Below are 17,219 nucleotides of genomic sequence, written 5' to 3' on the forward strand. Positions count from 1 at the left end.
CACTATCGACAGGGATGCCACACCCTCCGGAATGCCCGGACCGGCTTTCCCGCGGTCAGCTCCCGGAGGGCGGGTCCCCCAGGAGATGCCGCATCGCCCGGACGCCCGACGCGTGCGCCGCCTCGTGCGAGCCGATCACGTCCCAGCCGAGGTCGGCCGAGTGGAAGTACGACCCCGCCAGCGTGACCTGCGAGGTGTTGGCGAGCCGGTAGATCTCCGGCTGGAGCCGGCGCAGGCCCAGGTCGATGATCGGGTGCCGGTAGCGGACGTCGGCGATCACCCGGTCGGCGGCGATCTGTCCGGGATAGTTCATCGTGACGACGTAGTCGGTGTCCGACTCGAACCCCTGCAGCACGTTGAGATACCACGCCACATAGGGCTGCGGCCCGTCCTGCCCTGGCGCGCTGCCGTAGTTCCAGCTCGACCAGCGCTCCCGGTCGGCGGGCAGGACGTCGGTGTCCGTGTGCAGCACGATGCGCGCCTCGCTGTAGCGCAGGTCCTCGAGCACGCGGCGCTGCCCCTCGGACGGGGTGCGCAGCAGCTCGCGGGCGGTGTCGCCGTGCGTGGCCACGACCACCCCGTCGAAGCGTTCCGGACCGGAGTCCGCACAGGTCACGAGCACCCCGTCGGCGTCGTGGGCGACGGAGGCGACCGTGGTCTTGAGCCGCAGCTCGGCACCGCTGGCCGTGATCGCCGCGTCCACGTACCGGCGGGAGCCGCCCCGGACGGTCTGCCAGGCGACGCCGCGGCCACCGAGGCCGCTGCCGCCGTGCGCGAGGAAGTACGCGATCACCGTCGAGGCCGGCATCTCCCAGATCAGGTCCGGAGGCGCGGACCACACCGCGGTCCCCAGCAGGGTGATGTACTCGGCCTGGAACGTCCGGGAGTAGCCGTGGTCGTCGAGGTAGGTGCGCAGCGGCACGTCCGCCTTGCCGCGGATGAAGTCCCGGCGCCCCTCGGTCGCCAGGCGCGCGGACTCCGCGAAGATCTCGGCGAGCATCGGGTCGGCCGGAGGCTCGTCGCCCTCGAGCTCCGGCGAGCCGTAGACCAGGTCGCGCGCCCGGTCGAAGAACGTGAACCGGCCGCTGTGCGGAACGGTCTCGACACCGAGCTCGTCGAAGAAGGCGGACAGCCGGGGGTAGTTGGGCTTGTTGAAGACCACGAACCCGGTGTCGGCGCCGATGCCGGGCTCGACCGTGTACGAGGCAGCGTGGCCGCCCGGGTCACCTCCGGCCTCGAACAGGACGACGTCGGCACGGTCGCGGGCGGTGTAGGCGGCCGCGATGCCGGCGGCGCCGGCTCCGATCACCGCGATGCGGGGGGATGTGTCAGGCACGATCAGCCTTTCGTCGTGGAGGTGAGGGGTACACGGGGCGTCTGGTGGGCAGGGGACGTGCCGTCGGCGGCGGGCCCGGCCGGGCCGTCGACGAAGGTGACCCGGGGGCGAGCGGCATGGGGCGCGGTGCTCACCGCGAGCATCGCCCCACCCGCGAGGGACCGTGCCTCGACCCGTGTCGCGCGCCCTCCGAGTCGTTCGGCCACGTGCGCGCCGTCGCCGGTGCGGCGGAAGCGCAGTTCGTCCAGGGGCGCGGAGAACCCGGTGCCGCGCCATTTCAGCGCGGCCTCGAGGAGAACCCAGCTCCGCGTGAGCTCTTCGGCGGGATCGGGCCGGCCGGCGAGCCTGCCCGCCCAGCCCTCCGGGAGGAAGGACCGGAGCGCGGCCTGCGTGAACCTCTCGGGGTCCAGCCGCTCCTCGACGTCGACACCGCACCGGTCTCCCGCCACGACGGCCGCGGCGGCCCAGGTCCGGGTGTGCGAGATGCTCACCGCCAGCCCCACGGGCGGGTCGAGACGAGGGCGGCCCCGCTCGTCCGGGACGATCCGGGTGGCGGTCGGCGCGCCCGCGAGCCCGAGCAGGCGTGTCACCAGGGCCCTGCCCGCGCAGAACCGCAGGCGGGCGGCTGCCGAGCGCATGCCGTGCAGCCGCGCCCGGTCGTCCGGCGAGCGCGGGGGCTCCGCCGCGAGCCGGCGCATGGCCGGGCCGTCCGCGACCAGCACGTGGGTACGGGTCAGGTCCATGGCGGCGCCTCCCGCTCGGCGGCGAGCTCGACCGGCTGGGTGGAGAACAGCCGCCCGTCGCGGTGGAACTCGTCGAGCACCCCGAAGACCGTCTCGTGGACCTCGTCGTCGAGGGTGTCCGCGGTACCTGCCTCCAGCGCGACACCCAGCGCGAACACCGCGAGAGTGGCGTACCGGTCCCCCAGGGAGTCCGGCGCCGCCGCCCACGCCGCCGCCGCGCATCCCGCCACGACGGTCGCGCAGGCCGTCTCGGCGAGCCGCAGCTGGGCCGCGCCGGAGCCCGGGGCCCCGCGCAGCTCCGCCGCGCGCCGCCGGGCCCGGCGGCCCCGCTCCCACACGTGGTCGAGGTCGGTGAGCACGCGCCCGGCCAGGTCGCCGAGCCGCCCGCCCGACCTGCGGGTCTCGTCGAGGCGCAGCGCCGCCAGCGGAAGCACCGATGCGGCGACACCCGCACGCCGCGGGGCGACCGCCTGGCGTCCCGGCTCGAAGGGGGGCAGCGGGTCGCGCAGCGCGGCCGCCTCGACGAAGGCCTCCGCGCCGGCCAGGTCCTCCGGGTCGGCCGCACCGGCCACGCCGTCAGCACCGGCCACGCCGTCCGCACCAGCCCCGCCGTCCGCACCGGCCACGCCGTCGGGCTCGCCGAGGAGCGCCCGGTCGGCGGGCAGCACGCCCGCGAGCGCCGCGGCGATCACCTTGAGGCAGACGTCGGCGTTTCCGTCGGCGAAGTGCGCCACCCGGCTGTCGCGGATCGCCTTGGCGTGCGAGGCCACCCGGGGGTGCTCCCGGTCGAAGTGCCGTGCGCCCAGCACGTCGGTCAGCACGTCGAACACCCAGGTGAGCCGGCGGGGCACGGTGTACTTGACGGCGCTGCTCAGCACCGCCGCCTGCTCCGGGAACGCCTGGAGTCCGCGGATCGCCGCGGTGTTCGCGCTCTCGCAGAACAGGAGCCGGGCGAAGCACCCGGCGAGCTGCGCCCGGGTGTAGGGCGCCTCCCGCAGCGGGACCCCGAACAGGGTGCGCCAGGACACGAAGTCCATCGCGGTGCGCAGGGAGGTGTCGGCGCCGCCCAGCGGCAGCGCCGTGATGAGCGAGCGGGCGACCTGCGCGGCGCGCAGGATGGTCTCGAGCCCGCGGCCCGCGCCGCCGACGACGGCGTCGCCGGAGGCGGACGCGGCGTCGAAGGTGAGGTCGCCGAGGGCGAAGCCGCGCAGCCCGTGCAGCCGCCAGGTGCGGTCGTCCCGCACGCCGGTGCGCCCCGCGCGGTCGTCCCGGCCGGCGGGGTCCTGGTTGGCGGTGTCCTGGTTGGCGGTGTCCTGGTTGGCGGGGTCGTCCCGGTCCACGACGATCACCGACAGGCTCGCGGGCCCGGGGCGCGACGCCGTGCGTGCCACCACGGTGAACCAGCGCGCCAGCGCGGCGTTCCCGATGCCCTGCTTGGACCCGTGCACCGTCCAGGACCCGTCCGTGTCGCGCTCGGCCCGTGTCTCGTTCGCCAGGATGTCGCTGCCGTGACCGCGTTCCGACAGAGCGAACCCGAAACGGTCGCCGGAGAGCAGGCACGCACCGTACTGCTTGCGCTGCTCGGGAGTGCCTCCGGCCCAGACGGGCATGTAGCCGACCGTGGTCGCGAGCGCCGTCACCGACAGCGTCTGGTCGCGTCGCGCCAGCAGGCGCGCCAGCAGGAACGTCTCGTCGACGTCCACCGCCTGGCCGCCGCTGGCCAGCGGCACGGTCCAGTCCACGAACCCGGTGTCCAGCAGCTCGCGATACGCCTCGCCGGGCTCCTGCTCGTCCTCGTCGCGCGCGAGGGCTGCCGGGAACCCGAACGGTCCGGGCAGCCACGGGTCCCCGAGGCGCGCCTCGAAGGCGCGACCGAGCGCGAGCCGTCGCTCCCGGCCGTCGTGCCAGGTCCGGGCGGCGAGCTCCCGCATGTCGTCAACGGGCATCCGTCGTCCAATCGTCGAGCTGGGCCGTGGTCGCGTCCAGGAGGGCCGCGCCCCAGGCCACGCGGTCGGTGAGGTGGCCGGGCCGGGGCGCCTCGGCCTGACCCAGCGCGTGGTCGAGCGCGGCGTCGAGCCAGCCGTCGCCCACGGCGTCCGCGAGCGGGCCCGTCGGTCCGGACGACGCCGCGACGACCGCGCCGGCCGCGCTCGACAGCCAGGCGTGCCGGCGGGCGTGCTCCACCAGCGCGGCCTGGCGCATCGGGCGCGGTGTCCTGCCGATCCCCGCCGCTGCCTGCCGGTGGGTCTCGATCGCGGAGCGGAGCGCCGTCACGTGCGCGTTCCGGGACAGGGCCGAGGACGGGTCCAGTGCCGCGAGGCGGTCCAGCGCCGGGTCGCGGGTGGGCGGCGCGACGCCGATCGCCGCCGGGTCGAGCTCGGCCGCCGCGGTGCCCGTGCCGGGGTTCGCGGCGTGGCGTCCGGCGTCGTCGGACAGGCAGCGGGGCAGGAACGCGGCGACCGCGCGGAGCGTGGCCACCTCGCTGCCGTCGATGGTCCCGACGACTCGCGCGTCCGCGGCGACCTTCGCGTGCATCCCCCACACGCCGTCGGCGAGGACCCCGCGTGATGCGAGGAGCCGTCCGACGACGGCGTGCGCGGCGGCCACGCTCTCGACCACCGCGTGCTTCGAGAGGGCGGAGACGAGCGCGGCGGACTCCGGTGCGGCGGCGAGTGCGTCCAGCGCCGCCTCCGCGGCGGCCTCGGCCAGCAGCATGGCGCCGGCGACGCGCCCCGCGTCGGCGCGGAAGAGCGGGTCCTGGCCCAGCTGGGCACCGCCACGACGCTGCGCCGCGAACCGCGCGAGGAGCATCCTGTCGGCGTCGGCGCATCCCAGCGCACCGGGCAGGCTCAGTGCCCGCACGACGGTCTGGGAGCGCAGCACCGCTTCGAGCGCGCCGCCACGCGGACCCAGGAGCGCCGAGGCGGGGAGCGAGACCTGGTCGAACTCGACGTCGGCGAACCGGGTGCCGCTGAATCCGTCGGTCGGGCGCGGGGCGCTGACGCGGACCCCCGGCGCGTCGGCCGGGACCACGTAGGCCGAGAAGGCTGCCGGTCCTCGCCCTTCGCTGCGTGCCACGACGACGAAGGCGGAGGCCGACGGGGCGAGCCCGACGAGCCACTTGCGGCCCGAGAGCACCACGCGGTCGCCCAGGTGCTGGGCCGTGGTGCTCATCGACAGCAGGTCCGCCCCGTGCTCCCGCTCGGACAGCGCGTAGGCGAGGTCCTCCCCCGCACCGACGCGCCGTACCAGCCGCTCGCGTCGTTCCGGCGTGCCGAGCAGGCCACCGAGCAGCACCGGTGTGAGATGCATGAGCAGGGCCGTCATCGCGTCCGCGTCCCGGGTGACGACCTCGCGCACCTGTCGGCCGGCGGTCACCGGGTCACGCAGCGCCCCTCCCCAGCCCGCCGGGGTGTAGGCGAGGGCGAAACCGCGCCGGCGCGCCTCGTCGACCAGTTCCTTCGGTGGCTCGCCGTCATGACGCCGTCGGGCGGCATGGGCGAACCCGGCGGGGTTCGCGTCGTCGAAGGGGTCACCGAGCCAGGTCTGGTCCGTCCCCGCGCTCACCGCGCGGCCCCCACCGGGTCGGGACGGGCCGCGAGCAGCACTCCGGGGTCCACCGGCACGGGCGCCGCGCCCTGGGCACGCAGTGCGGCCTGGCGTGTCGCGACGGCGGCGCCGCGCATGAGGAGGTCCGCCACGACCGGCGCGGACCGGTGCGAGGCCTGCGCCAGGGGCGTGTCGGCGACCCAGGCGTTGAACGCCCCGAGCGCGGGGCCCGACCAGATCTGGTAGTCGGCGACGCGGTCCTCCTGTCCGGTCACGGCCCAGCGGGAGGAGAGCCCGAGGTACCAGCGGAACACGAGCGCCATGCGGCGCTTGGGGCTGCCCTGTGCGCGGGCGAGCTGCTCGGGGTCACGCCGCGTGAAGTACTCCTCGCACCGGCTCCACACCTCCTCGACCGGGGCCCGCAGCACGGACTTCTCCAGCCACTCCCGGTCCTTCGCGGGCAAGTCCTCGAGCCCGTCGTTGCCCTGGTAGATCGCGCCGAGCCGGCCGGCGCGCATCGGGAACATCGTGCCCTTGCGCAGCACCTGGAGTTCGACGCCGAGCTCGAACATGTCCGCGGCGGGCGCCATCGCGAAGTCCGTGAGGCCGGCCCCCGCGAGGAGCTCACGCGCCCGGTCGCTGGTGCCCGACTCGCGGCAGGACTGGTTCACGGACCCCGTCACGACGTAGTCGGCGCCCGCCGCGTAGGCGGCCGCGACCGCGCTGGGCGTGCCGAGCCCTCCGGCCGCGCCCACGCGCGGCCGGTCACCGGGGCCGGTCAGACGGTCACGGATCCCGATCAGCGTCGACAGCAGCGGGTGCAGCGGACGCCGGTCGGTGTGACCGCCCGAGTCCGCCTCGGCCGTGAGGTCGTCCGCCATCCGCACCCGCGGGGCGAGCTCCGCCTCGGCCGGGGTGATCGCCCCGCGGCCGAGCAGTTCCTCGACCAGGCGGGGCGGAGGGGGTCCGAGGAACAGCTCGGCGATCTCCGGACGGGACACCTTGGCGATGACCCGGTTCGGCAGGTGCACGCCGCCCCAGCCGTCCTCCCGCGCCCCGGTGAGCCGGTACCTCACGAGCGGTGCGGTCAGCTCCAGGAAGGCGGACGCCTCGACCAGGTGCACCTGGCGGCGCAGGAGCACCTCGACCAGCTGTTCCTCGAGCGCCGCCTCGCTCGGGCTGTGGATGAGGTTCACGGCGAACGTCGCGCCGGCGACCGCCGCCTGGATCTGCTCGACCGACCGCTCGATCTGGTCGGGGAGCTGTCCCGCGGCGCCGTACGAGGCGAGGTAGCCGGCGCGGGCCAGGGAGATGACCAGCTCCGCGGAGGCGATACCGCCCGCCATGGCGCCGGCCATGTAGGTGGCCCGCAGGCCGTGGTCGTCCCGGAACGCCGCCGACCCCAGGCCCGCCGGGTCGACGGGGCCCGCTGCGGCCAGCAGCGGGAACCGCGGGTCCGCCGACACGGTGCCGTCGCCCGCGACCGCCGGACCGTCCGCCGTCCGCACGACGTACACGGGCCGGTCGACGTCGTGCACCGCGCGCGCCCATTCGCCCGCGCCGCGCAGGGGCGTCGAGGCCCCCTGCCATCCGAGCGCTCTCGTGCCGTTCATCGCACGTCCTCCTGTCCTGGTCGGTCCTGTGCCGGCGCGCCGGCGCCGATCCGTAGCGCGAGTCCCTCGACGGCGTAGATGCGCAGCTCCTGCTTCCACAGCGACCCGTCGGCCACGACCGTCACCCCGGTGGCGTCGCGCTCGACGCGGACGATCTCCATCTCGACCGAGCACTCCGGGTCGGAGCGCAGCACCTGGCCGCGATAGGTCCAGGTGGTCGGGACGGCGGCGGCGGGTTCGGGGCGCGGGTCTGCGATCCCGTCGGCGAGTCCCAGCTCGACGGCGAGTGCCTGCAACGCCTGCAGCATGGCCTCGATGCCGAGCGAGCCCGGCTGGACGGGGTCCCGGTGGAAGTGCCGGGTGAAGTACCAGTCGTCCTCGGACACGACGCGGCGCGCCCACACGCTCCCCAGGCCCTTGGCACCACCGGCACGGAAGACTCGGAGCTCGTGCAGCAGGGCCAGCCGGCCACCGGGAAGCGCGAGCCGGTCCCCGCGGGCGCGGAACCGCTCGTCGATCCCCTGCTCGTCGAGCACCAGATCCGCCTCCGGGGTGTCCGGGCCGATCGACGCCGGAGGGATGTGCTCGCCGCCGTCGAGACCGACCTGCGACTCGAGGGCCGCCTTCGAGAAGTACCCGAACACCGACTCGCCGCGGTAGAACACTCCGTGACCGGCGTCGAGCTCGTAGGCGAACTTCTGCAGCACGTTCCCCTCGACGGCCGAGCTGAACAGCAGCTTGCTCGTCTGTCGGATCACCGCCCCGGGCTCGGGCTGCGGCCCGACGATCTCGGCCGTGCCGTCGAGGTTGCGGATCGCGAACTCCACGTCCGGCTGGCCGAGCGTGGCCCCCTGGTAGTAGCCCAGGAGGATGGCCGACTGCAGCGACGACTCCAGCAGGACCGCGTGCGGCATGACGCCGGCGGGGTTCTCCCGGTAGTACCAGCTGTCCGCGTGGGCGTCGTACTCGGTGACCATCTCGATGCCCGGCACGAGCTTGCCGCGCTCGCCGGTGACCGACTCCACGCGGTCCACGAACTTGAAGTCGCGGTTCGGGATGTGAGGGGCACGGCGTCCGGCATAGACGTCGAACTCGGGGCCCATGGCCTCGCCCAGGTCTCCCATGGCGGCGTGCTCCAGCTGGAGCTCGTTGACCACGGTCGGCACGCCGCGCGAGCTGACGCGGCCCAGGAACGGGGAACGCCCGCCCGGTCCGGGACGGGACGGCGTCCCCGCCTTCTCGCGGATCTGCACACCGAAGTTGCGCATCCGCACCACCGGGTGACCGTCCCGGCGGACCAGCACGTCGGCGACCACGGTGGGCCGGGGCAGGAGCGTGAACTCGTGGATGTCGAGCTCGTACTGCAGCTCGGCGTCGCCCGGCACGATCTGGCCCCGCACGTTCACCTCGGTCTCCAGGCCGCGGACGGTCTGGAACCTGGCGTCCGGCAGGACGAGGTGGAAGCCGTGGTGCAGCAGGAGCACCTGCAGGACCTGGACCGCGCCCTCGGCCACCAGCGACCCGGCCAGCACCGGGTCGTCCGGGAAGTGGCACGTGAAGTACCAGGCATCCGGCTGGAGGCGCGTGGAGGCGGTCACGCGCCCGAGCCTGCGGCTGCCGCCGCCCGGCTCGATCCGCACGCCGTGGATCATCCGCAGCCGCTCGTCGGGCAGGCGCAGCGCCGTGTTGACGCCCTCGGGCTGACCGTGCTCCGGCCCGAACACGTCGGCGACGCGGCCCTCGGCGAGCAGCGCGAGGTCCTTCTCGCCGAGCTCGTGGTGCTCCGTGAGGGCGACGGGCTTGACCCAGGGCCGGTCCGGCCCGGTGGCGGGAGCCTGCTGCGGCGGCCGGCCCGTCAGGATGCCCAGGGGCGAGGACAGCTCGGCCTCCGAGAAGAATCCCGCCGTCGCGTGGGTGAGCTCGAGGATCAGCTCGTCGTCGGCGAAGCACTGGTAGCGGAAGTAGAACAGTGTCGTGGGCCCGTTGCGGACGAACCGGTCGATGACGATCTCGTAGCGCAGCGTCTGGCCCACGCTCGGCAGGTCGCCGTGGAACACCAGCGTGCTGTCGAGCAGCCGGTAGGCACGCTCCCCCTGGTTCTCGAAGTCGATCCCCAGCCACGCGACCAGCAGGAGATCCGCCTGCCCGGCCTCGATCGTCACCGCCGGCGGCACGCCGCCGTCCACGGAGAACCAGGCGTCCTCGGGGACGTCGTACTCCGTGGTGATCGAGGAGCGCTCGAACCTGCCGCGCTCCCCCTCGATCTCCGTGACCCGGGTGACGAAGTGGTATGGAGGCCCGGGAAGTCGGACCCGGACCGGTAGCTCGTCGAGGGCCGCGTACTGCGGCCCGAAGGCCCGGGCCACCGACCCCGTCGCGAACTCGAGCAGGTCGCGGGTGTCGAGCACGACGTCCTCGCGGCGGGGCACGTCGTGGGACGCCGGGGACGACGCCGCTCCGGGCGCGGGCACCGCGGTGGTGTGCTCCGCGCCCGGGTGCGGAGCTGCGGCCGGGTGCCCGGCCTCGTCCGCCGCCTGCCCGGTGAGGCACCGCGCGGCATCCGCGAGGTGCCGGTGCTGGGCGTGCAGGGCGACGTGCTGCGCGTCGAGCATCTGGGCGGCGAGACGCTCCCGCGCCCAGGCGACGATCTCGTGGAGCGATCCGGAACGCAGCACCGGCTCGTCCGTCGCGACGGCGGACTGCCGTGCGGGCGCGACCAGCTCACCGGCAGGGTCGTGTCCGGCAGACGTCGTGGCCGGGGCGGTGTGCTCGGCCACGGCGGTCGCGGCCGAACGCCCGTTCGTGCTCCCGGCGGGCCCGGCCGCCGCGGGCACCGGGGCCGGGGCCACCGGCGTCAGCGGCTCCGGTGCCGGGGCCGCCGCCGCGGGTACGGGCGCCGCCGCGGGTACGGGTGCCGCGGCGGGTACGGGCGCCGCGGCGGCGGGCTCTGCGGGGCTCGTGGAATCCCCGGCCCGGTGCTCCGGCGCGGCCACGTGGCCGGCGCCGGCGTCCTGGTCCGCGTCCCACCAGCCGTGCAGCGCGACCGAACGGGAGTCCCAGATCGGCGCCTCCTCCCGGCCCGCGGGAACGGCCGCCACCGTGCCTGCCGTCGTGCCTGCCGTCGTGCCTGCCACCGAGTGCGGCATCGTGTGCGGCATCGTGTCCGCCGGCGCGCCGGCCGCCGCTTCCGGCGTCGTACCTGCCGCCATGCCGGAGGTCGTGCCCGGCGCCGTGCCCGCGGCCGGGACGGCGTCCGCGGCCTCGGCCTCGGCCGCGCCGTCCGGCAGTGCGGGCGGGTCGCCCTGATGCCTGGCCAGCTCGCGCGCCACGGCGTCACGGATCGGTTCCACGGTGCCGACCGAGACGTCGCCGCGGCGTGCCGGCGTGCTCGGGGCGTACGGGCTGAGGTCCACGTCGATACCCTCCGTGACGAGGAAGGCGAGGAACGCCGCCCAGGTCTTCGTCAGTGGTGCGCCACGACGGTCAGGGGCCGCCGTGACGAGGTCGGTGGTGCTGTCCGCGGCCCAGCGCGCGCAGGTGCCTCCCGGGCCCGCCTCGACGAGCAGGTCCGCGTGGTCGCTCGCCGCGCGCACGAGCCGGGGGAAGTCGACGGGCTCGATGACCGAGCGGGCGATCTGCCCGGCCAGGACCTCGGACCCGGCCCCGTGGGGGACCGGCACGGCGCTGACCGAGTCGAGCGCGGCGGCCGACGCCCCCGGACCGACCGGGAAGTGGTGCAGCGCCTCGAGCTCCTCGGACCAGTGCTCCGCGGGCGGGGCGTGCAGCGGGGAGACCACCGGGGACGGCGCCCAGCGGAAGCCGGTGCGCTCCAGCAGCTGGGCCACCTCGCCGGGCGCCCCGGCCACGACGCACTCGGCCGGGGTGTTGCGGTGGGTGACGAAGACGCGGTCGTAGGACTCGACCGCCTCCGCGACGTCGTCGGCCGGCGCGAGGACGACCACGGCACGCCAGACCTCCTCACGTGCGGCCGTCTCGTCGATCCCGAAGAGCCGTCGCACGGTGTCCAGCCGCCCGGCGAGCTCGTCCTGGAACACCGGTGAGGTGGCGATCCGGTCGAGGCTCCGCCCGGCGCGGTCCCACATCCCCGTGGCGAAGAGCATGGACGACGTCCCCAGCGAGTAGCCGATGGTCGCGGTGGGCTCGATGCCGAGCAGCTCGCGGTACAGGTCCGTGTAGACGAGGGCGAACGTGGTGCCCACCCCGAGCATGAACGGGACGTCGCCGACGAGCTCCTGCTCGTAGCCCAGGAGCTCGGCCGGCCCCGAGGCGACGTCCGGACCCGGGTAGAGCCGCAGGAGGTCGAGGTGTTCCGCGCCGCTGCCGAGCTCACGCTCGAGCAGGTCCAGCGCCGTCGGGACCGCCCGCAGGAGCTCGCTGCCGAAACCGGGGTACGCGGTGAACGCTCCCGGGTAGGCGAACGCCACCCGGGGCCGCTCCGTCACCTCCCGGCGCGCGTAGCGCGAGCCGGCCGGTGACACCCAGCGCTCCCCCGCGCCCGACCGGACGCCGTCGGCCGCGCGCCGTGCCTCACGAGCCAGTCCGGCCGCGTCCCGTGCGACCAGGACGACCCGCTCGGGACCCGGCGCCTGCTCGACGCCGTCACTCACCCCGTGGTCGGCGATCTTCCCGAGCCGCGCGACGAGGGCGTCACGGTCGGGGGCGTCGACCCGGACCAGCCGTGGCCCGTCCGCCGCCGCCCACGCCGCGGCGGCGTCGACGGGGCGGCGCGTCTCCGGCTCGGCGAGCCGCAGGCTGCCTCGCGTGCCACGATGCCCCATGATCTCCAGGGCGCCACGGCGGGGAGTCTCCCCGTGGGGCAGCCAGGGCGAGCCGGCCGCGGCCGCGGAGCCCGTCGACGCCGGCAGCGTCCGGAAGACCGGGGATGCGGGCAGCACCCGGTGGTGCAGGGCCAGCACCATGCGCAACAGCATCAGCGCACCGGCGGCGTTCCCGGCATCGCCCCAGTCCTCCCGCGTCGCGCAGACCACCGGCGCGTGCGTCCCGTCGTCCGTGCTCCGGGACATCTGCCGCAGCAGGTCCTGGCGGCCGGCCGGCGTGGGCGCGTGCAGGTCGACGCAGTCGGGCGCGGGCAGGTCCGGCTCGAGCCCGGGCGTCCCCGCCGACTCGATCACCGCATAGGTGCCGCGCTCGCCGTCGCCGCGGGTGAGCACGAACGCCGCCGCACCGTCCAGCGGTGCGTCCGACGCGTCCGGGAGCAGCGACCGCTCCACCGTGGCCGCACGGCCCACGGCCGCCACGACCACCGCGTCGATGGTGGGGTCGCCGAGCAGCAGCTGGGCCGTCTCGACCGCGCGGACCGCACCGAGCGGCCCGGCGGACAGCGTGAAGGACGGACCGGTGAGGTCGGCGAGGGAGCTGATGCGTGCGGCGGCGATGCTCCCGATGAAGCTCAGCACCTCGTTCGCCTGCAACGGCGTGTGCAGCGCGTCCCGCAGGACGCCGCAGATCCGGTCGGCCTCCGCCTCGGTCAGCTCGCCGAGGATCTCGGGGACGAGCTCGTCGACCCGCAGCCGCGCGAGGTGCTCGTGGGCGCGCGGGTCGAGGTCGAGGGCGACGACGACGGCGATGCGCCGGCGCGGGCGCTCGGGCAGCGCCGCGTCGGCCATCGCCTCCCGGACCGCGTGCCAGAGCGCCTGCGGCAGCGGGTTCATGTTCGTCGCGTCCCGGGGCGGGATGCGGTCCGGGATCGGGTCGACCGGGACGGGGCCGAGCTCGGCACCGTCGGCCGGCACGCCGCCGAGCCGGAAGGCTCCGGAGCCCGGCCGGACCGGGCGCGTGCCGCTCCACTCGGCGGCTCGCAGCTCGGGCACGCCGGCCCCGCCGGCCAGGTAGGCCCCCACCCCGGCGACGTGGGCGGGCACGGGCCCGGACACGTCGCCGGACGTCGGGGCCACCTCGGCGCGCGGCTCCGTGGCCGTGTCGGCCGAGACGACCACGTGCGCGTTGGCGCCGCCGAAGCCGAAGGCCGAGACGGCCCCGCGCCGGCCGGAGTCGCTCTGCGGCCAGGGGGTCCGCTCGCGCACCACCCGGCCGTGCAGCCACGGTGCGTCCGGTTCGGCGCCGACGGTCGGCGGGATGGTGCCCTCCCGCAGCGCGAGCACCACCTTGATCAGGCTCGTGACGCCGGCCGCGGTGAGCAGGTGCCCGATGTTGCCCTTCACCGAGCCGAGCAACGGCATGCGGTCGCCGAAGTACCCGCCGAGCGAGGCGAGCTCCGCGCGATCTCCCAGGGGCGTCCCGGTCGCGTGACACTCCACGTAGTCGATCTGCGCGGCGTCCAGGGCCTGGCCGCCGTAGGCGAGCTCGTAGCACTCCCGCTGCCCCTCGGCCGCGGGCGACAACGGATGATGCCCGGCCCCGTCGTTGCTGAGCGAGACCGCGTCGACGACGGCGAGGATCTCGTCGCCGTCGCGCCGGGCGTCCTCCAGCCTGCGCAGCACCACGACGGCGGCGCCCTCACCGGTGGTGATCCCGGTGGTGCCCTCGCGGAACGGCGCGGACCGCCCCGTCCCGTAGGCCCCGAGGTCGGAGAACGACAGGTGCATCAGCGACAGTTCCGGGGCGCACACCGCACCCGCCACCATCGTGTCGGCGCGCCCGTCGGCGAGCGCGTCGCACGCCAGACGCAGCGCGTACAGGCCCGAGGCGCAGGCGGCGTCGAGCACGAGGCGGGGGCCGCCGAGCCCGAGGGCGTCGCCGACGGTGTCCGCCACCACGCCGGCGACGTCGACCTGGCCGGCGTCCACGCGGCCGGGGCCGGCCCCCGGCCTCCCGGCCGGGAGCCCGGTCCCGGACGCCACGGCACCGGCACGCACCTCTTCGGCCACGAGCCCGAGCGATACGGCGGCGGAACGTTCGGTCGGGAACGTGTAGCAGCCGAGGAAGAGCCCCGTGCGGTCCGGATCGGTCCCGGACCCCGTGACGCCGGCGAGCGCCCGCCGGGTGACGAGCGTCGACCAGCAGCAGGCGTCGTCCGCGTCCTCGTCCAGGCCCGCCGCGGAGCGGGCCTGGGCTCGCGCGGCGGCGGTGAGGAACCCGCCGCGGCTCGAGCTGATCGGGTGCGCGGCGTCCGCGCGACCGTGTGCGAGGCGCTCGTCGTCGGCGCTGCGGGCGTCGCTTCCGCCGAGGAGGAGGTCCCAGTACTCGTCCACCCCGTCGGCGCCGGGCAGCAGGCAGTCCATCGCAACGATGGCGATACGCGTGTTCATCCGTCCGCCTTCCCCGGGTTCGCCCCGCCGCTGTCGGGCCGGGCCGTGAGCCGTAGTCCGTCGATCTCGGCGAAGACCCGCCAGGGGCCGCCCGCCTCACGGGTCGCGCCCACGGCGCGTACCCGCAGTCCGCCGTCGGCCGCCACCAGCCGGTCGACGCGTACCGCCACCTCGGCGCCCTCGGCGACCTGCCCGAAGCAGCGCACCGCGTCGGCCGCGGACGGCAGCGTCATCTCGCCGTCGCCGACGGCCGCCGCCACCAGCGCCGCCTGCAGCACCACGTCGAGCGCCACCGGGTCGAGCGCTGCCGTCGTCGCGGCCCGCGGTCCGGGCAGGCTCGGGCGGTGGCCCGTGACGACGATCTCGCCGTCCCCGAGGTGGATGCCCTCGATCCCGTTCAGCGTGGCGCCATGGAACAGCGGCCCCGGACCGTCGAGCGGCTTCGCGTCCGCGCCGAACGCCTCGGGCAGCGGGGCGGACACCGGCACGGGTGCTCCGGGCCGGACGGTCGCGAGGAAGCGCGGGCGCGGGGCGCCGCCCGGTCCGTCGCCCAGGCTCGCGACCCGGACGCGCAGGTCACCGGTCGGCTCCGGGTCGAGCGCGACGGTCCAGCCCAGGTCACGGTCGTCCTCGGAGATGCCCGCGGCCACGCGCAGGTCGAGCAGTTCGCAGGCGTCGGAGCCGGTGTGCCGCTCGACGGCGCCGAGCAGCAGCCCGGCGGCGACGGCGGTGGGCAGCGTGCGGCGTCCGCCGATCCTGTGCTCGGCCACCATCTCGGAGTCCATCAGCGTCGCGACCGGAGCCGAGGCCGCGAAGGCGCGGGGGCCGTGCCCGGCCTCGCTGAGCGGCTGCAGCGGCCCGAGCAGGACCTGCTGCTGTCCGGCGCGCCGCGCGTCGAACTGCTCCCGGAACAGGGCGGCGCCCTGGTCCTGCCCGACGAGGGGGTAGCCGCGCGCGGCGAACATCTCGCGCAGCCCGTCGGAGACCATTCCCCCGTCCCAGGCGCCCCAGTCGATGGCGACGGCCTGCGCCCCGGGCACGGCGTCGGCGAAGGCCTCGGCCCACCGGTCGAGGACGGTGTTGGCGGCCGCGTAGTCCGACTGGCCCCGGTTGCCGAACAGCCCTGCCACGGACGCGAAGAGCACGAGGTGGCGCAACCGGGCGGGGTCGGGCAGCGCCGCCAGCAGGTGCTCCAGGCCGGCGAGCTTGGTCGCGATGACGCCTCGGGCCTGCTCGACGGTCTTGTCGACGACGAGCTTGTCCGCGAGCGCGCCGGCCCCGTGCACGATGGCGGCGGTGGTCGCGGCCCATGGTTCGAGGGCGGTCCGCGTGGCGTCGGCATCGGTGAGGTCCACGGCGACGTAGCGCGCGCGAGCCCCGAGACGGCCGACGGCCGCGACTCCCTCCCGGATCTCCCGCGCGGCGAGCACCTGCCGCGCGAGCCTGGCCACCTCCTGCGGCTTCGGCGTGGCGCCCTGGGCACGCAGGTGAGCGGTGGCCGCGCCGCGCAGTGCCGGCTCGTCCTCCGCCTCGCGCGCCCACTCGGGCTCGTCCACGAGTTCGCTGCGGCCCAGCAGGACGTACTCGGGCGCGGGGTTGCGCTCGGCGAGCGCCTGGACGCAGCGGGCGGTGATGCCGCGTGCCCCGCCGCTGACGAGCACGGTGTCCGTGTCGGTGAGCTGGTCCCAGGTGGCGCGGTCGCCGCTGGTTCCGACCGTGTTCTCGGGCGCGGCGCGGGGAACGAGCCGGCCGTCGTCGTCGAGCACGACCGTGTCGAGTCCGTCGGCCGGGTCGTCGAACTCCGCGACGACCCGCTCGGCCTGCGCCGGACCCTGCTCGGCGTCGACCAGCACGGCGCGCGCCCGCACGGCGGGGTGCTCGATGCGCAGCGTGCGCACGATGCCGGTCAGGCCGGCCGGTGCGAGGCCACCTGCCGCGAAGGGCTCCCGGGTGTCGACGGCGCCGACGGCCAGGATGCGGGGGGTGTGCTCGGGGTCGTCCCCGGCGGTCCGGACGGTCCGGCCGATGCGAACCAGCGCTGCGGCGAGGGCCTCCGCGGCGTTGTCGGCGGGTTCCAGGACGAGGATCAGGTCGGCGTCGTCGGCCTGGTCGTCGGCGACGACGTCGTGACCCGCCGCCGTGAGCGCGGCGGCGACCGCCTCGGTCAGGGGGCCGGGGGTCCCGGCGACCGTGACGCGCCGGATCTCCCGTTCGAGGGGGATGTCGGCGGGTGCGATGCGGACCCGCCGGACCGGTGCCCGGCCGACGCGTATCGCAGACTCCTCGTCGTCGGCGGACGTCTTGGCGGCGCTCGGCGAGGGCGAGGACTCGCGCCCGCTGGACCGCTGCTGCAGCGCCTCGACCAGGTGCCCGAGCGTGCGCAGCTCGGCGACCTCCTCGGGGGAGAACGGTGCCTGGCCGGGGAACTTCTCACCGAGGGTGCCGAGGATCTCGACGCGCTTGATCGAGTCGATCCCGAGGTCCGCCTCGATGCCCATGTCCAGCTCCAGGATGTCGGCCCCGTAGCCGGTCTTGTCGGCCACGACCGCGAAGACGAGCGCCTCCACGTCCTGCGGCGGTTCGTCCGCCGCGGGTGCGGCGGGAGCGGGTGCGGCGGGAGCGGGCGCGGGTGCGGCGGCAGCAGGCGCGGCAGCCGGTGCGGCGGGCGCCGGGGCCACGGGGCTGTCTCTTATACACATCTCCGAGCCCACGAGACGGAGCTACATCT

At 75.7% G+C, this 17,219-nt stretch carries 7 protein-coding genes; all 7 read right to left on the reverse strand.

Features of this window, described 5'->3' with window-relative positions:
• Positions 1 to 55: 55 nt before the first annotated feature.
• The 7 genes from HGK34_RS14405 to HGK34_RS14435 are packed head-to-tail and all read right to left on the reverse strand — an operon-like array spanning position 56 to position 17,202.
• Positions 56 to 1,336, reverse strand: a complete 1,281-nt coding sequence (locus tag HGK34_RS14405; protein ID WP_201848563.1) for an FAD-dependent oxidoreductase — start codon at positions 1,334 to 1,336, stop codon at positions 56 to 58.
• 2 nt (positions 1,337 to 1,338) lie between these two features.
• Positions 1,339 to 2,079, reverse strand: a complete 741-nt coding sequence (locus HGK34_RS14410; protein WP_201848565.1) for a 4'-phosphopantetheinyl transferase family protein — start codon at positions 2,077 to 2,079, stop codon at positions 1,339 to 1,341.
• Entirely contained in the window at positions 2,070 to 4,025 is a 1,956-nt protein-coding gene (locus tag HGK34_RS14415) for an acyl-CoA dehydrogenase family protein (RefSeq protein WP_201848567.1), read from the reverse strand. Before HGK34_RS14415 ends, HGK34_RS14410 begins: the two co-directional genes overlap by 10 nt.
• On the reverse strand, positions 4,015 to 5,646 hold the full coding sequence (locus HGK34_RS14420; RefSeq protein WP_201848569.1) for an acyl-CoA dehydrogenase family protein: 1,632 nt from the start codon (positions 5,644 to 5,646) through the stop codon (positions 4,015 to 4,017). The genes HGK34_RS14415 and HGK34_RS14420 overlap by 11 nt, the downstream gene beginning before the upstream one ends.
• The gene (locus HGK34_RS14425; protein ID WP_201848571.1) at positions 5,643 to 7,241 is read right to left on the reverse strand and encodes a PfaD family polyunsaturated fatty acid/polyketide biosynthesis protein; all 1,599 of its coding nucleotides are present in this window, start codon (positions 7,239 to 7,241) and stop codon (positions 5,643 to 5,645) included. The genes HGK34_RS14420 and HGK34_RS14425 overlap by 4 nt, the downstream gene beginning before the upstream one ends.
• Positions 7,238 to 14,491 (reverse strand): beta-ketoacyl synthase N-terminal-like domain-containing protein, encoded by a 7,254-nt coding sequence (locus tag HGK34_RS14430; RefSeq protein ID WP_201848573.1) that lies wholly within the window; start codon positions 14,489 to 14,491, stop codon positions 7,238 to 7,240. The genes HGK34_RS14425 and HGK34_RS14430 overlap by 4 nt, the downstream gene beginning before the upstream one ends.
• Positions 14,488 to 17,202 (reverse strand): KR domain-containing protein, encoded by a 2,715-nt coding sequence (locus HGK34_RS14435; protein ID WP_201848576.1) that lies wholly within the window; start codon positions 17,200 to 17,202, stop codon positions 14,488 to 14,490. Before HGK34_RS14435 ends, HGK34_RS14430 begins: the two co-directional genes overlap by 4 nt.
• Positions 17,203 to 17,219 lie beyond the last annotated feature (17 nt).

The sequence above is a fragment of the Myceligenerans indicum genome (genome assembly GCF_016742955.1).
Classification (GTDB): Bacteria; Actinomycetota; Actinomycetes; order Actinomycetales; family Cellulomonadaceae; genus Myceligenerans; species Myceligenerans indicum.